The organism is uncultured Martelella sp., from assembly GCF_963677965.2.
Lineage (GTDB): Bacteria > Pseudomonadota > Alphaproteobacteria > Rhizobiales > Rhizobiaceae > Martelella > Martelella mangrovi.
In genome coordinates this window covers 2467115-2488227 of sequence record NZ_CAXXFM010000001.1, presented here as the reverse complement: position 1 = coordinate 2488227, position 21113 = coordinate 2467115, and the positions used below count along the sequence as shown (strand labels likewise).

Annotated in this window: 19 protein-coding genes; 10 read left to right on the top strand and 9 right to left on the bottom strand. The window is 62.2% G+C overall.

What is annotated here, in order from left to right:
* Positions 1–38: 38 nt before the first annotated feature.
* The 5 genes from ACHZCU_RS11645 to ACHZCU_RS11625 form a co-directional block, all read right to left on the bottom strand.
* Positions 39–2477, bottom strand: a complete 2439-nt coding sequence (locus tag ACHZCU_RS11645; protein ID WP_319518909.1) for a TonB-dependent receptor domain-containing protein — start codon at positions 2475–2477, stop codon at positions 39–41.
* A 257-nt stretch (positions 2478–2734) separates the two neighbouring features.
* Positions 2735–3715, bottom strand: a complete 981-nt coding sequence (locus ACHZCU_RS11640; protein ID WP_319518908.1) for a FecR domain-containing protein — start codon at positions 3713–3715, stop codon at positions 2735–2737.
* Positions 3716–3781: 66 nt separating this feature from the next.
* Complete coding sequence (locus tag ACHZCU_RS11635) at positions 3782–4441, bottom strand: sigma-70 family RNA polymerase sigma factor (protein ID WP_319518907.1); 660 nt, start codon at positions 4439–4441, stop codon at positions 3782–3784.
* A gap of 148 nt (positions 4442–4589) precedes the next feature.
* Positions 4590–6026: an ATP-binding protein gene (locus ACHZCU_RS11630; RefSeq protein ID WP_319518906.1), complete on the bottom strand. Its 1437-nt coding sequence runs from the start codon at positions 6024–6026 to the stop codon at positions 4590–4592.
* Positions 6027–6272: 246 nt separating this feature from the next.
* A complete protein-coding gene (locus ACHZCU_RS11625) occupies positions 6273–7418 on the bottom strand; it encodes a DUF3500 domain-containing protein (protein WP_319518905.1) in 1146 nt (381 codons plus the stop codon).
* 530 nt (positions 7419–7948) lie between these two features.
* On the opposite strand from ACHZCU_RS11625, the gene ACHZCU_RS11620 reads away from it, so the two are divergent.
* Together ACHZCU_RS11620 and ACHZCU_RS11615 are read left to right on the top strand one after the other, a co-directional pair.
* A complete protein-coding gene (locus tag ACHZCU_RS11620) occupies positions 7949–8704 on the top strand; it encodes an SDR family NAD(P)-dependent oxidoreductase (protein WP_319518904.1) in 756 nt (251 codons plus the stop codon).
* 123 nt (positions 8705–8827) lie between these two features.
* Positions 8828–9481: a TetR family transcriptional regulator gene (locus tag ACHZCU_RS11615; RefSeq protein ID WP_319518903.1), complete on the top strand. Its 654-nt coding sequence runs from the start codon at positions 8828–8830 to the stop codon at positions 9479–9481.
* Here the strand turns inward: ACHZCU_RS11615 and ACHZCU_RS11610 are convergent.
* Positions 9478–10476, bottom strand: a complete 999-nt coding sequence (locus ACHZCU_RS11610; protein ID WP_319518902.1) for an NAD(P)-dependent oxidoreductase — start codon at positions 10474–10476, stop codon at positions 9478–9480. The two genes, ACHZCU_RS11615 and ACHZCU_RS11610, sit on opposite strands and share 4 nt — an antisense overlap.
* Before the next feature lie 111 nt (positions 10477–10587).
* Here ACHZCU_RS11610 and ACHZCU_RS11605 point away from each other — a divergent pair, with 111 nt between their 5' ends.
* Positions 10588–11241, top strand: coding sequence for a TetR/AcrR family transcriptional regulator (locus ACHZCU_RS11605; protein WP_319518901.1), 654 nt, complete (start codon positions 10588–10590; stop codon positions 11239–11241).
* A 10-nt stretch (positions 11242–11251) separates the two neighbouring features.
* On the opposite strand, the gene ACHZCU_RS11600 is transcribed toward ACHZCU_RS11605, so the two are convergent.
* Positions 11252–11662 carry a DoxX family protein gene (locus ACHZCU_RS11600; RefSeq protein ID WP_319519785.1) on the bottom strand — a complete coding sequence of 137 codons (411 nt, stop codon included), beginning with the start codon at positions 11660–11662 and terminating at the stop codon, positions 11252–11254.
* 468 nt (positions 11663–12130) lie between these two features.
* On the opposite strand from ACHZCU_RS11600, the gene ACHZCU_RS11595 reads away from it, so the two are divergent.
* The 5 genes from ACHZCU_RS11595 to ACHZCU_RS11575 are packed head-to-tail and all read left to right on the top strand — an operon-like array spanning position 12131 to position 17572.
* Complete coding sequence (locus ACHZCU_RS11595; protein ID WP_319518900.1) at positions 12131–12760, top strand: (2Fe-2S)-binding protein; 630 nt, start codon at positions 12131–12133, stop codon at positions 12758–12760.
* A 2-nt stretch (positions 12761–12762) separates the two neighbouring features.
* The gene (locus ACHZCU_RS11590) at positions 12763–13779 is read left to right on the top strand and encodes a xanthine dehydrogenase family protein subunit M (RefSeq protein WP_319518899.1); all 1017 of its coding nucleotides are present in this window, start codon (positions 12763–12765) and stop codon (positions 13777–13779) included.
* Entirely contained in the window at positions 13779–15893 is a 2115-nt protein-coding gene (locus ACHZCU_RS11585; RefSeq protein ID WP_319518898.1) for a xanthine dehydrogenase family protein molybdopterin-binding subunit, read from the top strand. The genes ACHZCU_RS11590 and ACHZCU_RS11585 overlap by 1 nt, the downstream gene beginning before the upstream one ends.
* 45 nt (positions 15894–15938) lie before the next feature.
* The gene (locus ACHZCU_RS11580) at positions 15939–16961 is read left to right on the top strand and encodes an XdhC family protein (RefSeq protein ID WP_319518897.1); all 1023 of its coding nucleotides are present in this window, start codon (positions 15939–15941) and stop codon (positions 16959–16961) included.
* A 38-nt stretch (positions 16962–16999) separates the two neighbouring features.
* The gene (locus ACHZCU_RS11575; RefSeq protein WP_319518896.1) at positions 17000–17572 is read left to right on the top strand and encodes a nucleotidyltransferase family protein; all 573 of its coding nucleotides are present in this window, start codon (positions 17000–17002) and stop codon (positions 17570–17572) included.
* Positions 17573–17615: 43 nt separating this feature from the next.
* Here ACHZCU_RS11575 and ACHZCU_RS11570 read toward each other — a convergent pair whose 3' ends face one another.
* Entirely contained in the window at positions 17616–18335 is a 720-nt protein-coding gene (locus ACHZCU_RS11570; RefSeq protein ID WP_106306314.1) for a response regulator, read from the bottom strand.
* Between the two features lie 213 nt (positions 18336–18548).
* Positions 18549–19316 (bottom strand): SDR family oxidoreductase, encoded by a 768-nt coding sequence (locus ACHZCU_RS11565; RefSeq protein WP_319518895.1) that lies wholly within the window; start codon positions 19314–19316, stop codon positions 18549–18551.
* A gap of 104 nt (positions 19317–19420) precedes the next feature.
* Here ACHZCU_RS11565 and ACHZCU_RS11560 point away from each other — a divergent pair, with 104 nt between their 5' ends.
* Positions 19421–19837 carry a helix-turn-helix domain-containing protein gene (locus ACHZCU_RS11560; protein ID WP_319518894.1) on the top strand — a complete coding sequence of 139 codons (417 nt, stop codon included), beginning with the start codon at positions 19421–19423 and terminating at the stop codon, positions 19835–19837.
* 121 nt (positions 19838–19958) lie between these two features.
* The gene (locus ACHZCU_RS11555) at positions 19959–21107 is read left to right on the top strand and encodes a PQQ-dependent sugar dehydrogenase (protein WP_319518893.1); all 1149 of its coding nucleotides are present in this window, start codon (positions 19959–19961) and stop codon (positions 21105–21107) included.
* Positions 21108–21113: the final 6 nt, after the last annotated feature.

Here is a 21113-nt window from a genome sequence, read left to right as displayed (position 1 = left end):
TATCGAAAGAAGGTGTGCGGGCGGGTTCGCCGGCCCGGTCAAAACCGCGCAGTCAGGTTCGCCCTGATCGTCCGCCCGGGCGCGGGAACCCAGCCATCAATGGAATCGACATAGTAGCGGTCGAACAGGTTTTGCGCCTGAACGTTGAGCGAGAGGTTGTCGCTGATTTCATAGTCCACGAACGCATCCACCGTTGTGTAGGGCACCCACATCGGCGTGCGCTGGCGGTCCGACTGGGTGAGTTCCAGAAGCCGCTTGCCGCTGTGGTTGACGCGTCCGCCAATCGTCAGCTTTTCATCGAACAGACGAACACCTGCCGTCAGCGTGAGAGCGATTTCCGGCGGGACATGCGCAACAGCATAGTCCTGCGAGACGGGGGCATCGCTGCAAGCTGAAGTCTCGCAGAACTCGAACTCCGTATAGTAGTTGAGCGAGCCTTCGGTGAAGAAACCGCCGGCATCATAGGCACCGGAAAGCTCGATGCCCCTGCTTTTCACCTTGTTCAGGTTGGCGAAAGTGAACATCGGTTCTCCCGGTTTGGGAACTGCCGTAACGCGCGAGATATAGTCCTTATGGTCGTTGTGGAAATAGGCCAGCTTCAGCCGCCCGACATCGCCCCCGGTAAAGAGGTCGTAGCCGAGATAGTTGATCCCCGCCTCCCAGCTTTTGGTCGTTTCGGGAAGCAGATCGGGGTTCGGTGTGGCGTTGCCGTCGCTGAACATCGTCTCGCGCATCGTCGGCGGACGAATGCCCTCGGCATAGCGCGTGAACAGCTGAACGCCCTCGAAGGGAGAGACCGTCACGCCGATCGACGGGCTGAGACTTCCACCATCCCTGTTCCTGTCTTCGGGGGGCGTGTCCACCGTGTTGCGATCCTCAAGCCGCCACATATCGTAGCGCAGCCCGCCATCCAGCGTCAGCCAGTCGTTGATTTCCCATTCCGCCGTGGAAAAGACGCTGCCGACGGAACGATTGCCCACGCTCGGTTGCATCCAGACGCAGGGCGTCGTCGTCATCGGCCGGCTGCAATACTCGTCGCCATCCATGTCCTCGTAGGTATAGGCGCCGCCGTAATCCACCGAGATCGTGCCGGCATCGGTGTAGAATACGCTCGTATTGGTGATATCGCCGCCATATGTGTGGGTCTCGGCGTAACGCGGCTCGTCTGCCGGTATGATCCCCCAGTCCAAAAGGTCCGGGAAGGACGCAACAGCCCGCGTCGTGCCGGAAACATCGGCCGCCCAGATATTCGCCCTCAGATCGATGAGTTCATTGTCGTCCGGCGTCCAGCGATAGCGCGCGGTATAGGTATTCGTCTTGATGTCGGAAAGCTGAACCTGACGGAAACCGTCATCCTGCTGGAACAGCAGCGATCCCATCGATTCCCCGAACTCGCTCTGGAAATGCACGTAGCCGAGCTGAAGGCTCTGCCCGTTTCCCCAGCGGAAGGTCGCCTTGGCCAGTCCGGATGTGGTGTCTTCCGAGGTGTTGAACACCTCCTCGCCGGGCTTGGTGAAGGAAAGGGGATAGTCCCGATCATTATATTCATAGGTCGTGTCGCCGTTTTTTCCGGCGAAGTAGTTTCCGGTCTTGCGGCGCGAGAAGGCCGCGATGAAATCGAAATCTTCCCGCGCCCATGCCGCAGCGATGCTGCCGGACCCGTTGTTGAAGTCGAAAAGCGAGGGGGCATCGGTGCGCTGGTGATATTCCGGCGGCGTCGGCGGGGCGATCGCGTTGTCGCTGATACCGCCGCGCAGGCGTACGCCGAAAGTCTCGTCTCCCTCAAGAATATCCTGGACGCCGATGGTGCGGATTTCCACGACGCCGCCATTGGCGCCGGCTCCCTGGGCACCGCCCGACGGCCCCTTCGAAATATCGACGCCGCCGATCATATCCGGATCGATATAGACGCGTTCGTCAACGCCCTGATAGCCGCGCCACGTCGTCGTCGACTGTTGCGTGCCGTCAATGGCGACCTTGACGCGGCCCTGGCCCTGCATGCCGCGAATATTGACGTCCAGCTTGGCGCCGTTGTTCTTGCCGGCGGCGGTGACGCCCGGCGTGCCGACGAATATGTCGCCCGGCGCGTTGCCCCGCAGCCGCTGTATCCGCTCCGACGAGATGTAAGCGCCCGATCCCGGCGTCTGGTAGGGAATGTCGGCAGGCGCGCCGCCGACGACATTGACGTCGATCGTGTCCAGAAGGATGCTTTCGCCGAGCGTGTCCAGCGGTATTTCCTCACCCGTCGGGCGGAAAATCACGGCCGTCCGGTTGCCGGTGAAACGGTAGGCATAGCCCGATGACCGCAGAAGCGTTCTCAGGGCGGTGTCCGCCGTCAGATTGCCGCTGACGGCATCCGAGCGTCCGGTTATCGCCTCATCGCCCTGCCGGATGACCTGGATATCCGTCGCCGCGGTAAAATCGGCAAGCGCGGCCAGCATCGCCTGCGCCGGGATATTGAACTGATGGGTCTGCAAGGCCCCTTGCAACGCCCCTGGCACGGCCTGATCTGATGCTGCCGATTGCGCCGACGCCGTTTGTAGGCCGCCTGCGGCAAACACCGCCAAAGCCGCCGCGCCACACAATAGTCTTTTGTTTATTTTGAGCATTCTGTTTCCGGTCCTGCGAGGATTAAAAACCATCTTCTGACTGCAGGACGGGCCAGGAATTAAAACCCGTAAAAAATACTCAAGTTTTTTACGACGCCGAACCGATTGCCCGGATAACGGCATTTTCAGCCGTAGATGAGGGTGACGAAACCGGGCGTCGAAAGCACTTTCAGACCGAGACCGGTGCGCATGGCCTCCAGAACCGCGTCGGCATCGTCGACCTGGAAGACGCCGGACAAACGTAGTTGCCGCAGCGATTGATCGGCGATGACCACACGCCCGGCAGACATCCTTTCAAGTTCGTCAACGACGACGCCGAGCGGCGCCCTGTCCAGAATGATCAGTCCGCGCCGCCAGGAAAGCGCAAGCTCCGGATCGACGGTTTCCACCGCTCCCGGGCCGGTGACCGTCACCGCCACGGCCTGACCGGCGCGGAGCCTTCTTGAAGAGCCGCCCTCGGCAACGGAGACAAGCCCGCGTGCGACCGTAACCTCGACATTATCCTTGTTCTGCTCGACGGCAAAGGCGGTTCCGAGCACGCGAGTCTCAACCGTTCCCGAATGCACCAGGAAGGGCCGCGTTTCATCATGCGTCACATCGAAATAGGCCCGGCCGCGAAGAAGGCGGATATCGCGCGCCTGCCCGGTCATCGAGACATCCACGGCGCTGCCGCCATCAAGGAACAGGGTCGAGCCGTCGGCCAGCTCGATCTCGCGCGTCTGGCCGGGCGGGGTCGCATAATCAGCGAATGCACGGTCCGGCAGGCCGGGGTCGCGCCACAACATTGTCACCACGACAATGGCAAGCATTGCCGCTGCCATCGCCGCGAACCGGATTGCGGGCCAGCGATAGGCGTGTTGCCTTGTTGGCACGCGATACCAGCCGCCCGCGCCCAGCCGCTCCGCCGGCTCGCGCAGATCATCCCACAGCAACCGGACGCGTTCATAGGCCTGGCCGTTGCCGCTATCGGCCCGCAGCCATTCGTCAAAGGCCCGACAGTCCGAACGGCTCGGCTTTCGATCGTTCAGGCGAACAAACCAGGCCGTGGCCTCGCGCTCGGCTTGTTCGGCTGCGATCTTTTCATTGGCACGACCGGTCGTCCTCACAGATCGCCCTCCCGGAAAACGAATTGCGGCTCTATTCCCAACAAGACGTTTGAGCGCGAAAAATCCTCAATCATCATTGCGTTCCTCCCGCCAGCGCTGGCAAAATTCCAGCGCGCTGCGCAATTCCTTTTCCACCGTGCTGACCGATATGCCGAGTTGCCGGGCGATTTCCGCATGTCGCATGCCATCCAGCCGGTTCAACAGAAAGATCTGCTGCCTGCGGCGGGGAAGCTGCTGCAATGCGGTAAAGAGATCCTCCAGCTCCTGCCGTGCGGTCACGATCCGGTCTGGAGAGGGCGCGTCGTATTCCTCAACCGCCTGTGCGCGCTGCGCATGGGTCCGACGGATGTCAGCGGCGCGCAGCCGGTCGATCGCCAGATTGCGGATTGTTCTGACAAAAATGCCTGGACCATCCGGTTCGACATTACTTTTTTGCAGCTTCGCGAACGCCTCCTGCGTGACATCCTCGGCATCCTCCCAGTTGCCCAGAATTCTGTTGGCGAGGCGATTGAGACGCATGCGCTCGGCAAGATAGATATCGGTGAGGCGGCCAAACTTCTTCATAAGCGATATGTGTTCCGCAAATGCCACGCAGCCGCATGGCAGCACGATGCGCTGAAACGTTCCGTTTTTCGCCGTATCCTGTCCGTCATCAAACCAAAGCGAGATCAATTTTGATGAGAAGGTTGGCTCCTTAGCCACCCCATGTCGCAATGCCAAATCCATATGTCATGGGGCGTATATAAAATATGATAAATACAATCAACTTTATAGTTGCGAAATTCTAAGAGGCGCTACGGCGAAATCGACAAGGTAGCCGCAATCGTCGCCTTTCTGCTCTCGAATGGTGCCGGTAATATTGCCGGCCAGCATTTCACGTCCGCACACACATGCCCTCGCACGGAAGCGCGATGATCGCTTCCATGCCATGGTCCGTCATCACAAAAGTGATGTCGCCGCCATGCTGCTGGGCGATGGCGCGGGCGATTGATAGACCGAGGCCGATGCCGCCGGTCTGCCGGTTGCGCGAGGTTTCCAGCCGAAAATAGGGCGAGAAAACCTTGCTGTGCATGTCCTCGGGGATGCCCGGGCCGCGATCCGCGATCACGATATCGACGGTGGTTTCATTCATCCTCAGAAACACGTTCGCCTCGCCGCCATAGCGAACCGCGTTTTCGATGAGATTGCGGATGGCGCGGCGTAGCGAATCCGGTCGACAGCGATAGACCGTCTTCTCGCTCTCGAGATAGGTCACCGGATGGTCGATATCCGCGTGATCCTCGCAGATGCTGCCGACCAGGGCATCGAGATCGATCGCGCGCGTCTTTTCATCGACCGACTGGCCGCGCGCAAACTCAATCGCGGCCTCGGTCATGCCCTGCAACTCATCGATGGTCGCCAGCATTTTCCGGCGTGTCGCGGCATTCTCAACGAGTTCGGTGCGCAAACGGAGCGAGGTCAACGGCGTGCGCAGGTCATGGCCGATCGCCGCCAGCATCTTGGTCCGGTCTTCCACGAAACGCCTGAGGCGCGCCTGCATCCGGTTGAAGGCTTCGGCGGTTCGCCTGACTTCCTCGGGGCCGCTTTCGGCAAGCGGCGGCAGGTTTTCGCCGCGGCCAAGCGCCTCCGCCGAGCGCGCGAGATCGCGGAGCGGCCGGGAGATGCGATGCGAGATCAGAGCGCCAATCAGCGCCAGAAGCAGAGCCGCAAGCCCGACGGAGGTCAGCGACCTTGAATTCCACCAGCGGCCGCTATCTGCCTGATAGGAGGCGAAATTCAGCCATTGCCCGTCGCCTAGTTCGACCATGATGCCAAGGCCCTTGCGCCTGTCGAAATGGATAAACCTGGCAATTTGCGGCAGCGACCAGACGGCCGGTGGTGGCGAAACCCATCCTTCATCGGCGTTTTCCGAAGCGACCTCGCTGCGCTCCGGCAGCTTCGGCTTTGCCGGTGCGGCCCAGTGATACTGGTCCGACAGGTCGATGAAATTGTCGAGCGGACGGGAAAGCTGATCCAGCGCCTCAAGCCGCCAGGCGCGCGCCTCGCCGGGACCGCTGTCGGTCAGCCAGAACCGCGAATAGGTCGTCTCGCTGGCATGCAGCGCCTGTTCACGCGAGGCCGGCGGAATCGACTGCAGCAAGCCGGTCATGGAAACGGCGCGGCTGTAGAACTCGCTCTTGGCCGCGGCCCTGAGCGCGGAGGTGCGCTCGTCCCACGAGATCAGGAACGCAATCGTTTGCGAGACGATCAGCGCGGCAAGCATGAAGCCGATGAACTGCGCCGCGAGACTCTTTCTCCAAAGACGCCTCATCCTCGCCTCGCCCCGGCAAAAAGATTGTCAACACCACTCCGATACACTGCACATCCGGCCAATCTGTTCGGTTTCCTGGATTCCCTCTCAGAGGTACTCGCAGAAAAACCGAACAGAAAAAACAAAAAAATTGTATCAATATTTCACAAGATCTGCCGGCCTGCATTATTCTTCATTTATCGCTTTCGGACGCGCCGGAATAACATGTTTTTACTGTATTTTCCGCCTGCCTGCCGCAGCGATGGCTTACGGCCGTGTGCCGCCATAGTCGGCCTGCTTGTCGCGCCAGAGCGCGTGCGGGTGCGGTTGTTCGGTGCTGAAGGGAGGGTCCATATAGAACTCGATCCAGACCGAAGGACCGTCTATCCGGACATAGTCGCCGGTGGCCGAAAGCGACGGAGAGCCTGAAAAGCCGATATACGTCCGTTCGATTTCTCTGCGGTATTTTTCCATGAACGCGGCCGCCGAGACGTCATCGGCGTCGCCGACAAAGGTTTCCATCGCGGCAAACAGCAGGGCGCGTTGCTCTCGGTCAAGGCCAGCGACGGCAAGCCCTTGGGAGCGTTCGGGGAAATCCCAGTTGCGCCCTGCCATCATAAGGTTTCCGCGCCGGGAAAGACGGGCCTGTTCACGCTGCGTGTCGTCAAGCGACGCCAGCAGGGCGACGAAGGCTTGGTGTTCCTGAAGCTGGGGCGCGAAATTACCGCCATCGTATTCGACCGGGGTCAGCGGCTCCATGCCGCGAAAGGATGGCGTTGCACCGATCAGCAGGCCATCGCGATAGGTGTTGGCAACGGCCAGATGATGGCCGCCGAACTGCAGTTCCCAAAGACCGGTGGGCGACGGTTCGCCCAGAAAGGCGAGCTTGAATTCGCCTCGGCCATAATCGCTGCGGGCGCCGCCGCGACGAAGGTAATCGTCAATGCTCAAATGCTGGCGCACCTCGTCGGCGCCTTCATCCGGCGCGCTGCCCAGGGCCGCGTCAAGCAGAGCGTAAACGGCGCCCCACTGGTCTTCCGAGAGGCCCTCCAGCTGCAGTCCCAGCCGGTTTCGCCGGCTGCCGAGCGTCGCGTCGGGATAGGTGTGCCAGCGCGTGGCATTGGCGAAACTGTAATCGAGCGCAAGCGCGTCGCGCTGCGCGGGTGACAATGTTTCCATGAGGTCTTGCGCCGCCGTCAAAACGCGCTGGTAGGAGGCATGGGCGGCGTCCGTGGCGACAACGGGCCCGGCAAGCGTGGCGTCTGCCTGCTGTGCCGGAACCGGGGCGCATCCCATCACCAGAAGCCCGGCGCCCAGCGCGAAAGGCGCGGCGCGGCCCCGCAACGTCGAAAGCCGTGCCAAACCCCGTCCGGCAAGGGATGGTGTCGTGTTTCTCTGCGGTGCTTTGAACATGGCGTTATCCTTGTGTGGGGTGGTCTGAAGGTGGCGATTGGCGTTTCAGGACGCATGATCCTCAAAAAATATGATCGATAGATCGCATTTTCTAATCGCATTCGTCGTCGTGGATTGCCGGACATTCAAACGTCTGAAAAATATTCATTTTTCCGAATTTAGACACGTGTCTTCGATACAGGAAGACGCTTCCGCAACGACCTTGCTCAGGTTTTAAGGTTGTATTTTTGAACACCCTCAACTTTCAAGCCGAAGCTTGACGACATCGGCCCGAGAAGATAGGCAGAAGGTGCAGGCGCTTCGTTCGCACTGCCGTAGGCGTTACCGTTATCCAACGCATCCTTTGTCGAGGGGACCCCAGCAGGGAAATCTCGGCCGAAAGGTGCCACGGTATGCCATTTTGCCTCCCGACAGCAGTTCTGTACCCGTTCGGATTCCGTTTGTTCCGGCGATCCATACGGTTTTCATGCGCTGCTTTGCGTCAGGTCCGCAGCTTGCCGTGGCCTTCCCCCTGAAGGAGCAGCAAAGATATGAAAACGACAGGCAACACGATCTTCATCACCGGCGGCACCAGCGGCATCGGCCGCGCGCTGGCCGAAGCGTTTCACGACCGCGGCAACCGCGTCATCATCGCCGGACGGCGGCAGGACAGGCTCGACGCCATCACGCACACCCGGCCCGGAATGACCGGGCTGAAACTCGACGTCAACGATCCCGCATCGCTGGACGCTGTTGCGGCGCAAGTGCGCGCCGATTACCCCGACCTCAATGTGCTGATCGCCAATGCCGGCGTCTCGCGCCCTGAAGATCTCACCGCAGACGGCTGGGAGAGCGCGACGGCAGAGATGATCGTCGAGACCAATATTGTCGGCGTTGTCCGCACGGTGGCCGCATTCCTGCCGCTGCTGAAGGCACAGCCCAATGCCACGATTATGGCGACCAGTTCCGCCCTCGCCTTCGTGCCGCGCACTGCTTTTCCGGCCTATTGCGCCAGCAAGGCGTTTCTGCACTCCTGGCTGACATCGCTCCGGCATCAGCTTCGCAACATCCCGGTCGAGGTTCTGGAACTGTCGCCGCCCTATGTGCAGACCGAACTGACAGGCGCCGGGCAGGCAACCGACCCGAGAGCGATGCCGCTTGGCGCGTATATTGCCGACGTGATGCAAATGCTGGATGCGGAAAACCATCCGCGCGGCGAAGTGCTGCTGGAACGCGACTTCGCCAGACGATGGGCCGAACGCGACGGCAGATATGACGACATATTCGCGATGATGAATCCCGCCTGAGACATCAGTCCGAAGACGGATGCGGCCCGACCACCGGGCCGCATTCCGAGCGCCTTGCCGATGGCATGATTTCGCGAATATGATGGATCAGTCGCATTTCCGCCTGAAGGATGTCTCTTGTCCATGACCGATGCCCGCAAACCTGACATTTCCCTGCGCAAAAGCCCCAAACAGGCGCGCTCGGCCGATCTTGTCGCGACGATTCTCGATGCGGCCGTTCAGGTTCTGGAAAAGGAAGGCGTGCAGCGGTTCACCACGGCGCGGGTGGCAGAAAGAGCCGGCGTCAGCATCGGCTCGCTCTACCAGTATTTCCCCAACAAGGCGGCGATCCTGTTCCGGCTTCAAAGCGAGGAATGGCGCGAGACGACGGACCTTCTAGGCCGGATTATCGAGGACAGTTCCCGGCCGCCGCTGGAGCGGCTGAGGGCGCTGGTCCATGCCTTCATCCTTTCCGAATGCGAAGAGGCGGAGGTGCGCGGCGCGCTGGACGACGCCGCGCCGCTTTACCGCGACGCCCCGGAGGCGAAGGCGGAAAAGGCCAAGGGCGGCGAGACCTTTCAGCGTTTCATGAGCGAGGTGCTTTCGGGCACGCCGGCCCCTATGCGCGATCTGGCTGGAGAGCTGATCATGACGACGCTGACGACAGCGGGAAAAGACTTTTCCGAAACGCCGCATTCGGCCGCCGAGATCGAAGCCTTTGCCGGAGCGATGGCCGACATGTTCTCGGCCTATATCGCCAGCCTTCAGGCGCAACAGAGCCAGACAGAAGCGCCCTAAAGGGTCAGCACTTTCCCACCGATCTGCCCGAAGCGTTCAAAATAGGCGGCGGGGTCCAGCAACTGATAGGGAAAATAGAGGCCGGCGGCGAGAGCCGGACCGCCATCAAGGCCGGTCGCCCTCTCAAGGGCCATGGCAACGCCAAGCCCCGTCAACGGAAACTGCCCTTCAGGGTGCATGACGGCGTGGCGGGTGCCAAGCGGCCGGCCTTCATGATCCGCGCCGGCAAGGTCGATGATGATTTCGGTCGACATCGGCTCGCCCTTGCGGCGCGACGAGCTGACGCCCGTTGCAAGGTTGAATTCCACATTCGGCGCGTCCGTGGCCATGGCAAGCGCCACCACATCGTTCGGCGACAAGGCCGTTGCCGCCATCTCCGTTCCATCGATGGCGCGGATGACAGCTTCGGCGTCGTCGCCGGTGCGCCAGACGAACCGGCCGTCACGCCGGGCAAGGGCTGCCGGCGCCGTTCGCGTCACCCGTTCCAGATCGACCGTCTGCGCGGGACCGCCGGTATCCTCGTCATCCAGGAGCGCGGCAATCGAAATGCTGTCCAGCCGGCCAAATCTTTTGGCGAAAGCAAGCGCCGGAACGGTGGTGGCGCCGACCAGCCATTCCGTGCCGAGAATGACGGGAGCGGCTGCGGGGCTGTGAATATAGCTGCCGACCTCGGGGCCGATTTCCTGCAGAAGCGGCGATATGCTGATATGCGGCACGTCGCGCGCGCGGGCAAAACGCAGGCCGGCCAGCTGCTCGTCGGCAAACAGAACCGCAACCGCGCCGACCGGCCGATCTCCAAGGCCGAGATCGTCCGCGGAAAGATCGACCCTGGCGGCTTCCGCCTTTCCAAGCCCTTGCGCCACCGCCTCCGCTCTGTCGCGATCGCGCCCCGCGATCAGCAAGGGCGCGTCAGGGTGCGCATCGCGCAGATAGCGGGCAGCATGACGGCCGACTATGCCGGAGCCGCCGATGAGAAGAATGGGATGTGGTGACATTGCGGTGCTTTCCCTGTCCTGTTACGAAACCTACTAAAAGTAGGTTACCGGATATAAGTTACCAATAGTAGGTTACGCAAGAGGCGTAGCTTCAGGGAGTGCAATTTCAGAATGAAGAGTGATGCAGGGAACCCGCAGGCCCGCAGGCTTTCCAAGCCAGAGCGGCGGCGCCAGTTACTGGAAAAGGCGCTTGAAATTATTCGCAAGGAAGGCGCCGACAGGCTGACCCTCGGTCATCTCGCCGCATGTGCCGGCGTTTCAAAGCCGGTCGCCTATGACCATTTCGAAACGCGCTCGGGCCTGCTGATCGCACTTTACAGGATGATCGACGCGGAGCGGGTCGAGGCCTTCCGCGCTGCCATGGCCGACGGCGAACACGACACCGGCGAAACGGCCGATCTGCTGGCCGCCGCCTATATCCGCTGCGCCGGCAACATGACCGACGAATTTCACGCCGTCGGCACCGCGCTTGGGGGAAGCCCGGAAAAGGCGGCCGTGTTTCAGGAATTGCTGGACAATAATGTGGAGATGTTCGCTGCAGTGTTGAGACCGCACACCAGCCTGTCGCAGGACGAACTCACCCAACGCTGTGTCGGCATGGTTGGCGCGGGCGAGGCGCTTTCCGCGCATATGGTGCGCGGCCTTTGCAGCGAGGCCGAAGCCATTGCCGCGCTCGCCGCGCTGATCAGCGGCGGTCTGCAGCCGGCATCCCGAAAGGACGGGGACCAGAACCGGGATGCCGGCCGGACCTCTCATACTGACTAAACGCGAGAGGTCAGGCGTTTTCCGCACCTGTCGATGGCGCGGACTTCTCCCGCATCGCATCGATGCTGAGCGAACCGGGACCGGCGGCGCAGATATACAGAAATACGAAGCAATAGAGCATGGCGGCCTCACCGTGGTTCAGCACCGGGAAGAACCCTTCGGGCGCATGAACCATGAAATAGGCAACCGCCATGGAGCCGGACAGAAGAAACGCCACCGGGCGCGAAAACAGCCCGACAATCAGCAGCAGGCCGCCGAAGACTTCCAGCACGCCGGCGAGATAAAGCATCGCATTCACCGGAAACTCGAATGGCGCGGGCCATGAAAACAGCTTCATCGTGCCATGGGTGAAGAAAGACCCGGCCGCCATGATGCGCATGATACTGAGCAATTCCGATGCCCATCGCTGGATAAATTGCATTTGCACTTGTTGTCCCTCCGGTTGTGACGGTGCGTGCTGAACGGTGAAGTGGTTCGCCCGATCTCCAGAGACGAACACTGCGCCGCTCTACCGGATATTCATCCCGGGAATGTGCCGGAAGTTTTTGAAAGTGTGGGAAAGTATGCCAGCGGGGAAACGGCCGTATTTGCCCGCAGCCGCAGACCGGGCATGATCGGGACAAGCAAAAAGACTTGATAATTCAGGGCTGTGCAGAGAACCGAAGCATCGAAAGTCCGGACGGTTCAATGCTCATCTCCCGAGATGGATGAGCGGCGGAGGAGCCCGCCGTTCATATAATGTAACGCACCGGGACACCTTGCGACAATTCCGCCAAACCAGGGCATACGGTCGTGAAAACTCCACTCTAGTCTGCCGCCTGCAATCTTCCTGCACACAGGCCTCGAACCGCGGGGCACTTGCGCACTCAAAGAAGGAAAGGCGACAGCCGTGGATAAAGAAACCGACCCCGACTGCAATAACGACGCCGCATTTACCGTCAAAAGACGCACCGTGCTTGGCGTTGGCGCCAGCGCGACGGCCGCAGGCCTGCTTCCGGTGCGCCTGGAGGCCCAGGAACAGCCGGTCGCTGCCGCGCCGGAAAACGGAACGCCGACCCACATCTCCTTTCAGGTCAATGGCGAACAGATTGCCATGGATGTCGATGCCCGCGCTTCGCTTCTCGATCTCCTGCGCGAGCGGCTGGCGCTGACCGGCACCAAGAAGGGCTGCGACCACGGCCAGTGCGGCGCCTGCACCGTGCATCTGGATGGCCGCCCCGTATCGTCCTGTCTGACCCTGGCCGCCAAGGTTGACGGTCGCGAGGTCACCACCATCGAGGGGCTGGCCAGGGGCGGCGAACTGCATCCCATGCAGCAGGCCTTCATCGACAATGATGCGCTTCAGTGCGGCTATTGCACGCCGGGGCAGATCATGTCGGCCGTTGCCTGTGTCACGCAGGGGCACGCGACCGATCCCGATGCCATCCGAGAATTCATGAGCGGCAATATCTGTCGCTGCGGCGCTTATGTCGGCATTCTTGCCGCCGTCCTTCAGGCGGCCGAAACGATGGAGGGCTGACGATGCGGGACCTCAACTATACCGTTGCGGAAACAGCCGATGCGGCAATCGCCCAGTTTGCCGAGGCCGGCGGAACGGCCCGTTATATTGCCGGCGGCACCAATATCTATGACCTGATGAAACTCGGCATCGAACGCCCGGCCCGTCTGATCGACGTCAGCCGCATCGAAGGGTTGAACGCGATTGAAACGGAGGGCGATGTGCTGCGCTTCGGCGCCAACGCGCTGATGGCGGATGTGGCGGAAACGGATGTCGTGCGCGATCAATACCCGGTTCTCGCCGAAAGCCTGCTGAAGGCCGCCTCGCATCAGTTGCGCAACATGGCGACCGTCGGCGGCAACCTGCTGCAGCGAACCCGCTGCATGTATTTCCGCAACGGTGCGGGTTCGCTGTCCACGGTCGGCGTTTACCCCTGCAACAAGCGCGAGCCGGGATCGGGCTGTTCCGCCATCGGCGGGCTGGACCGCACGCAGGCGGTCCTTGGCACCAGCGATGCCTGCACGGCGGTCGCGCCGGGCGACTGGCCGGTGGCGCTGACGGCGCTTGATGCCGCAATCGAGATTGCCGGGCCCGACGGCACGCGCACCGTGCCGATTGCGGATTTCTACAGGCTGCCGGGTGACGCCCCGCACAGGGAATTCAACATCAACCCCGGCGAACTGGTCACGGCCATTATCGTGCGCAAGACCCCGGCCGGGCGGTTATCGACCTACCACAAGATCCGCGACCGGGAGAGCTATGCCTTCGCCCTGGCATCCGCCGCAGTCGCCCTTGACATGGAGGGAGACGCCGTGCGCGGCGCGCGCATCGCGCTCGGCGGCGTTGCCACCACGCCATGGCGCGCCGGGGCTGCCGAAAACATCGTCGCGGGTAGGCAGTTGACGCCTGAACTGGCGCTGGAAGCCGGTGAAGCCGCATTCACCGATGCCCGTCCCGGCGCACAGAACGCATTCAAGATCGAACTCGGCGCCAGGGTCATCGCGGATGCCCTGATGATCGCCGCACAAAGGAGAGCGTAATGCCTGCTGACGTATTTTCCGAAATCGCCCGCATCGACGCCGGAGGCAAGGTGCGCGGCCAGACCCGGTATGGCGCCGATACCCAATTGCCGGGCATGCTTTATGCGATGCTGGTTCCGGCCACGATTGCCAAGGGCAGGATCACCCATATCGACGTCGACCAGGCCCGCGGCACCGATGGCGTGGTCGATGTGCTCTCCATCGGCGATTTCCCGACGCTGACGCCGCAAATCGATTATCTCGGCTATCCCATCGCCATGGTCGTCGCCGAAACGCTCGAGGCTGCCATCGAAGGGGCCGAGGCGGTCACCGCAACCTATGAGACGACATCCTTCATTCCGCTGATGGACAGCCCAGGCGCCACGGTCGTTCCCTCCGAAGGGTTCGACACCGGCGATGTCGAGGCGGCGTTTCAAAATGCCGCCGAGGTGGTCGAAGGCATCTTCGAAACCCCGGTCCAGCACCACAATGCAATGGAACTGTTCGGCACCGTTGCCTATTGGGCCGACGGCCGGCTGACGGTCTACGAAGGCTGCCAGAATTCCGACCAGGCAAGAAACGCGCTTGCCGAAGCGCTGGGCATTTCCGCCGACACGATCACGATCCGGTCCGATTATGTCGGCGGCGGCTTCGGGCAGAAATCGCCGCCCAAGCTGCAGACCGCCCTTGTCGCCGAAGCCGCCCGGCTGACCCGGCGGCCGGTCAAGCTGGTCACCCCGCGCGGGCAGATCTTCCACATCGCCAACTATCGGCCGCGCAGCATCCACAATATGCGCATCGCCGCTGACAGCGAAGGTCGCCTTACCGCCATCGATTACGATGTCGTACAGGAAAACTGGCCGAATGGCCGGTTCCGTTCAAATGGCTATTATGGCGACATCGCCCGGCTTTATGCCATCGACAGGCTGAAGGCGACGGCGGGCGATGTCTATATCGACCGCAACATGCCACGCCACACGCGCGGCACCCATCCGTTTCCCGCCGGCTTTGCCTATGAAAGCGTGATCGACGAGATGGCCTACAGGCTGGGCAAGGACCCGGTGGAACTGCGCCTCGAACATGAGGCCACCACCGATATCGTCGTCGGGCAGCCGCTCTCGCCGCACTTCCTGAACGACTGTCTGAGGGAAGGCGCGCGCCGCTTCGACTGGAGCCGCCGGAGCCCGGAGCCCGGTTCGATGACGCTGGAGGACGGCACGCTGGTCGGCCTCGGCGTTGCCTGCGGCATTTTCGGCGCTTCGGGTTCGGCGGCGGAAACCACTCTCAGGGTGCGCGCCGACGGCACGACCCGGATCGTCAGTTCGGGCCATGAAATGGGTCAGGGCATCCGCACCGCCGTTGCCAGCGCCATCCTTCAAGGGCTCGACGTCAACCCGGACCGGATCGAGATCCTGATGGGCGACACCTCCGTGGGACCGCAGATGGCGACCGTCGGCGAACGCGGCACCGCGAGCATCATTCCGGCAACGGTCAAGGTCGTGGAAGCGCTGAAGGCCCGTTTCGCCGAACTTGCGGGCGCCAACCCGCCGGCAGGCAACCTGCATCAACAGCTCGCCCGCCTCAAACGCCCCTATATCGAGGTGACGGCATCGGAACTTGCCCCCGGACAGGACGCCGCCGCGCTGGAAGCCTTCAGGACCGGACAGCGCGCCGGTGCGGGATCGGAATATCCCGGCTTCACTTCGATGAGCTACATCGCGCAGTTCGTGGAAATCCATATCGAACCGCGCACGCGGCGCATCCGCATGCCGCGCGCCGTCAGCATCGCCGATATCGGGAGGGTGGTCAGCCCGCGCACCGCCGAAGGGCAGATGTATGGCGGCGTGGTCTGGGGTTTCAGCACCGCGCTTCGCGAACAGAGCGATGTCGATCCGCGCTTTGCCGGATATCTCAATGACGATCTCGCCGACTACGTCATGGCCGTCAACGCCGATATCGGCGCGGTGGAAGTCGGCCTGATCGACAAGCCGGACACGATGGTCAACTCCGCCGGCGTCAAGGGCATGGGCGAACTGGTGATGCTCGGAACGGCGCCCGCAATCGCCAACGCGATCTATCACGCCACCGGCAATCGCATCCGCAAACTCCCCATCCGCATTGAAGACGTTCTTTGACGGGCTGCCACCGGAAATACATAGAAAACAGAAGGTTCTGCCCCAGTGCCCTATTACACAGATGATACTTTCCGTCGGGCACTGGAGCAACCGCTGCCGCCGGTTTCCGGGCATCTTCCACCAACGTCGGAAACCGCCCCGTTTCGCTGGCTTTTGCGGGAATTTTCCGAGGGGCGGCGGGGCGCGTTGCTGACCGTCACCGAGGTCAATGGCGGCGCTCCGCGGCCGGTGGGCTCGCACATGGCCGTTGTCTCGGGGGAGCGGTTTCACGGATATCTGTCCGGCGGCTGCGTCGAGCCCGCCATCGCCCATGAGGTCGAGGCGGTGATCGCCGGGGGGCAGGATCGCGTGCTCCGCTTCGGCAGGGGATCGCCCTTTTTCGATATCCGCTTTCCCTGCGGCGGCGGCATTGATGTTCTGGTCCATACCGGACTGACCGCACCGCTGATCGAAGACGCGCTCGACCGATTTGCCCGTCGCAACCCCTTCAGCCTCGCATTCACGCCCGGGGAAAGCCGCTCCGCCATTGTCGAACCGTCGGTTCCGACCGGCTGGCACGGAGACGCCTTTCACCGGCGCTACCTGCCGGTCACGCGCCTGATCCTTGCGGGCAGAGGGCCGGAGCTTGAAACAACGGCCAGGCTCGGGGTTGCGGCCGGCTACGAGATCGTCGTGATGACGCCGGACGCGGAAACCGGCCACCGTCTTTCGGACCTTCGCATCGATCTCCGCATTCTCGCCAGCCCCCGCGATATTCCGCAATGGCCGGCCGATGCGTGGACGGCGACCGTGCTACTGTTTCACGAACGCGAATGGGAAGACCCGATCCTGTTAGCCGTCCTTTCCGGCCCTGGTTTTTATGTCGGCGCCCTGGGCAGCGAACGCACCCATGCCGCACGCCGCGACCGCCTTCTGGAGGCCGGTCACGATGCCGAAACAGTGGACCGGATCTCCGGCCCGATCGGCATCATACCGCATGCGCGCGAACCGCAGACGCTGGCGCTCTCCGTGCTGGGCGAAATCGTGATCCGCCGCCGGGAATTTGACGCAACAGCCCCTGCCCCATGAACAGACCGGGCCAATCGGACGGCGTCCCATCGCTTCGGATGTTCGACGTCATCGTGCTGGCCGCTGGCTCCTCCCGGCGTTTTCCGGCGGGAAACAAGCTGGTCACGCCCTATCGGGGCATACCGCTGATCCGGCATATTCTTCGCACCGTCGCCGGTCTCGATTTCCGCCAACGCATCATCGTCACCGGACCTCCGTATCGCGATGATATCCTTGCGGAACTCAAACACCACGCAGGTTGGCGCGAAGGCTTCAATGCCCGGGCGGGCGAAGGCATGGGCGGGTCCATTGCCGTCGGCGCGTCCATGCTGCGGCAAGGCTGCGAAGGCGTCTTCATCTGCCCGGCGGACATGCCCGGGATCACGGCTGCGGATTTCCATGCGGTGGCGGCATGCTTCGCCGGTCCGCAGAGCATATGCCGGCCGGTTTTCAACGGTCAGCCCGGCCATCCGGTGCTTTTCGGGCGGGCCTATCATGGCCGTCTCGGCACGCTGGCAGGCGACCGCGGAGCGGCCGGCCTCATTGCCGATCATATGTCCCGCGTCGCGGTTTATGCCTCCGACAACCCCGGCACCGTCTTCGACTGCGATACGCCGGATCGTTTTCTGTAACCGCATGCGCCACGCGACGGCCTGCAGAAGCGGCCGCGCAGGTTCATTCGAATTCGACCTCTGTGCAGAGACTGTAGCCGCCGCCCCAGTGGGTCTTGATGATCGACGGTTTCTTCGGGTTTTCCTCGATCTTCTTGCGCAGCCGACTCACCTGATTGTCGATGCTGCGGTCGAAAACATCGGCCGTCATGCCGACCGTCAGGTCGAGAAGCTGCTCCCGGCTGAGGATGATGCCGGGCTGTTCGATAAAGACCTTGAGCAGACGGAACTCCGCCGTGCTGAGCGCGATGCCGACGCCATCCTCTCCTAAAATTTCCTGCCGCCCTAGATCGACCTTCCAGGGGCCGATGCGGACGGTTCTGCGATCGAGAATCGACCGCGCCGAGGCGGGATTTGCGGCGCGCCGAAGCACGGCCCGGATGCGGGCAAGAAGCTCACGCGGATTGAACGGTTTGACGAGATAATCATCCGCGCCGAGTTCGAGGCCGACGATACGATCCGTATCCTCGGCCATCGCCGTCAGAAAGATAATCGGGATATCAGCCGAAGCCCGGACCTGCCGGCAAAGCGTGATGCCATCCTCACCCGGCATCATCACATCAAGAACGATCAGGTCAACCGTCTGCCGCTCGAGAATCCGCCGCAGGCTCGTCCCGCCATCGGCCGCACTGACCCTGTAGCCCTGATGTTCGAGATACTCTCGAACCGAATCCCGGACATCATCATGATCGTCGACGACGACAACATGCTTGGTTTCCTGCATTCCCTCAGCTCTCCCGGCGCTTCGGCCAGGGGTGAACTGCCCCCGGCCAAAGCAACGCTTTGATTTTGCGATATCATACCGTTTATGCCATGTGCCCTGAGCGGTTTCTGGCGCGGCAAGGGTCACAATCCCGTGTACCCCCGCTCCGAAATCGCTCGCGTGAAAACGGACGGCTGTCCGATAGCCGATCACCCCTTCGGGACACAGGCCCAGTCAGGCCGTTTTCCGCGCCTCCCGGTCGCGTTTGTTCAGGGTCGACACGGCTTCGGCAAACCTGTGTTCGGCCTCGGCATTTCTCTGGAACCGGGCGCGCTCGACAATGATTTCCGCCGGTGTCGGCTGCCCCTGAAACAGGGTCATCACCTCATCGATAAAATCGCCAAGCGGCTGCGGGCCTGTCCGCGTGGATTGTCCGGGCGTCAGTTCCGTCTGGACCAGCGGCGGAACCAGCTCGATGACCTCGACCTGCCCCTCAAGTGCGGCGCGCATTGCCACGGTGTAGCTATGAACCGCCGCCTTCGTCGCGCAATAGGTCGGCGCGGCCGTGATCGGCACGAAGGCCAGGCCCGAGCTGACATTCACAATCGCGGCGTCATCGCACACGGACAGGTGCTCGACCAACGCATTGGTCAGGCGAATGCAGCCGAGAAGGTTTGTGTCGACCATGGCCTCGGCATCCGCAAGCGCGCGGGAACGGTCGAGCGTTTCAAAGCGCATGATGCCGGCATTGTTCACGAGCACGTTGAGCTGCGGATGGGCTTCCAGCAGCCGCGCGGCAAAATCGGCAATGCTGTCCGGATTTTCGATATCGACGGTCATCGCATGCATGCGCGGGCGCTCGCCGATCGCCTCTTCCAGCGCCGGCATCCGGCGCCCGGCAATGATCACCGTGTTGCCGAGATCGTGAAAGCGGTGCGCCAGCGCCCGGCCGATGCCGGAGCCGCCGCCGGTGATCAGAATGGTGTTGCCTTCCATTTTCATGAATTTATTCCTTTCCGTCTTGCCTGAACGCAATTTACGAACCAAACTCCCCATAAGGAAGAAGGCACCTGAAAGACTTATACGCACCAAAAGGAGAGTGACTGATGCAGCGCGCCGCGGCCGATCCCGAGATCGAGGCAAAACGCCGGGACCCGATCCCCGAAGACGTCGATCCGGCAATCGAGGCACTGGTCGAGGAGATTATCGGCAAGGTCGCCGACAAATGGACGATGCTGATCATCGAGGCGCTGCACGAACACGGAACGCTGCGCTATACGCAGCTGCGGAAAATCGTCGGCGGGATCAGCCAGAAAATGCTGACGCAGACGGTCCGCCGCCTGGAGGAAGACGGGCTGGTGCTGCGGACCGTCCACCCCGTCATACCGCCGCATGTTGACTATACGCTGACGCCACTGGGCGACAGTCTCAGCAAGGCGTTCTGCGGTGTCTGGATCTGGGCGGAAAAGCATTATGACGAGGTTCAGGCCGCCCGTTCGGCCTTTGCGGCGCGCGAGCGGTAAACGCATCTTGCGGATTTCGCGCCGTGCCACACATCCGGGACAGACTGACATCACTGCGGCACACCCTTAAGACAAAGCTGCCGTAGTCGTATCCGCTCAACGCCAGAGTGGAGATACAACCATGAAACGCCGGATTTTTGCAGGATATGCCGCCCCGAACGCCCCGGAAGAAAGCCTGCGCACGACGCACCGGGCAGCCGGGCTCACGCGCGGGGTGACAACCACCATTGCCATCACCGCGATCAGTTCCCTCGCTGCTGTCTTTTCCTCCGCCGTCCATGCCCAGTCCCCCGCCCCGGCAACGGCGCTGATACCGGATGGCACGCCCGTCGAGATCGTCTCGGGACTGCGCATTCCGTGGTCGGCGGTCACCATCGGGCAGGATGGGCTTGTCAGCCAGCGCGGTTCCGCCGAAATCCTCCGCTTCCGGCCGGGAGACACACCGCAATCCGCCGGCACCGTGCCGGATGTCGTCGCCCGGGGCGATGGCGGGATGCTGGGGCTTGCCACGAGAACAGAGGGCGGAAACGTCTGGCTTTACGCCTATCACAGCACGAGCGCGGGCAATCGCATCGTGCGAATGCCTTATGCGGAGGGAACGCTCGGCGATGCCGAAATCATCCTCGACGGACTGCCCGGCGGGCGCGCCCACAACGGCGGCCGGATCGCCTTCGGCCCGGACGGCATGCTCTACGCCACGGTCGGCGAAACCCGCAATCCCGACCTGTCACAGGATCTGCAATCGCTTGCCGGCAAGATCCTGCGCATGACGCCGGAAGGCGATATTCCCGACGACAATCCTTTCGACGGTTCCTATGTCTATTCCTTCGGACACCGCAATCCGCAGGGGATCACATGGGATGAGACGGGACAGATGTGGGCAACCGAATTCGGTAATGATCGTTGGGACGAGTTCAACCGCATCGTGCCGGGCGGAAATTACGGCTGGCCCGTTGTCGAGGGACAGGGCGACAACCCGGACTATATCGATCCGGTCCTCCAATGGCCGACAGACCAGATGGGCCCGAGCGGACTGACCTATATCGACGGCACCTTCTTTATCGCCGGCCTGACCGGCCAACGGCTGTGGACGGTCAACATCGCCGCCGACGGCACGCCGGAGGCAACGGACTATTACCCCGGCGAATACGGACGCATCCGCGATGTGCTTCCCGGCAGCGACGGCAATCTGTGGTTCCTGACCAACACGCGTGGTGGCGGAGACAACGGCATCATGTCGGTTCCGCTCGCCCCATCGCCTACACCGTGAGGCCGT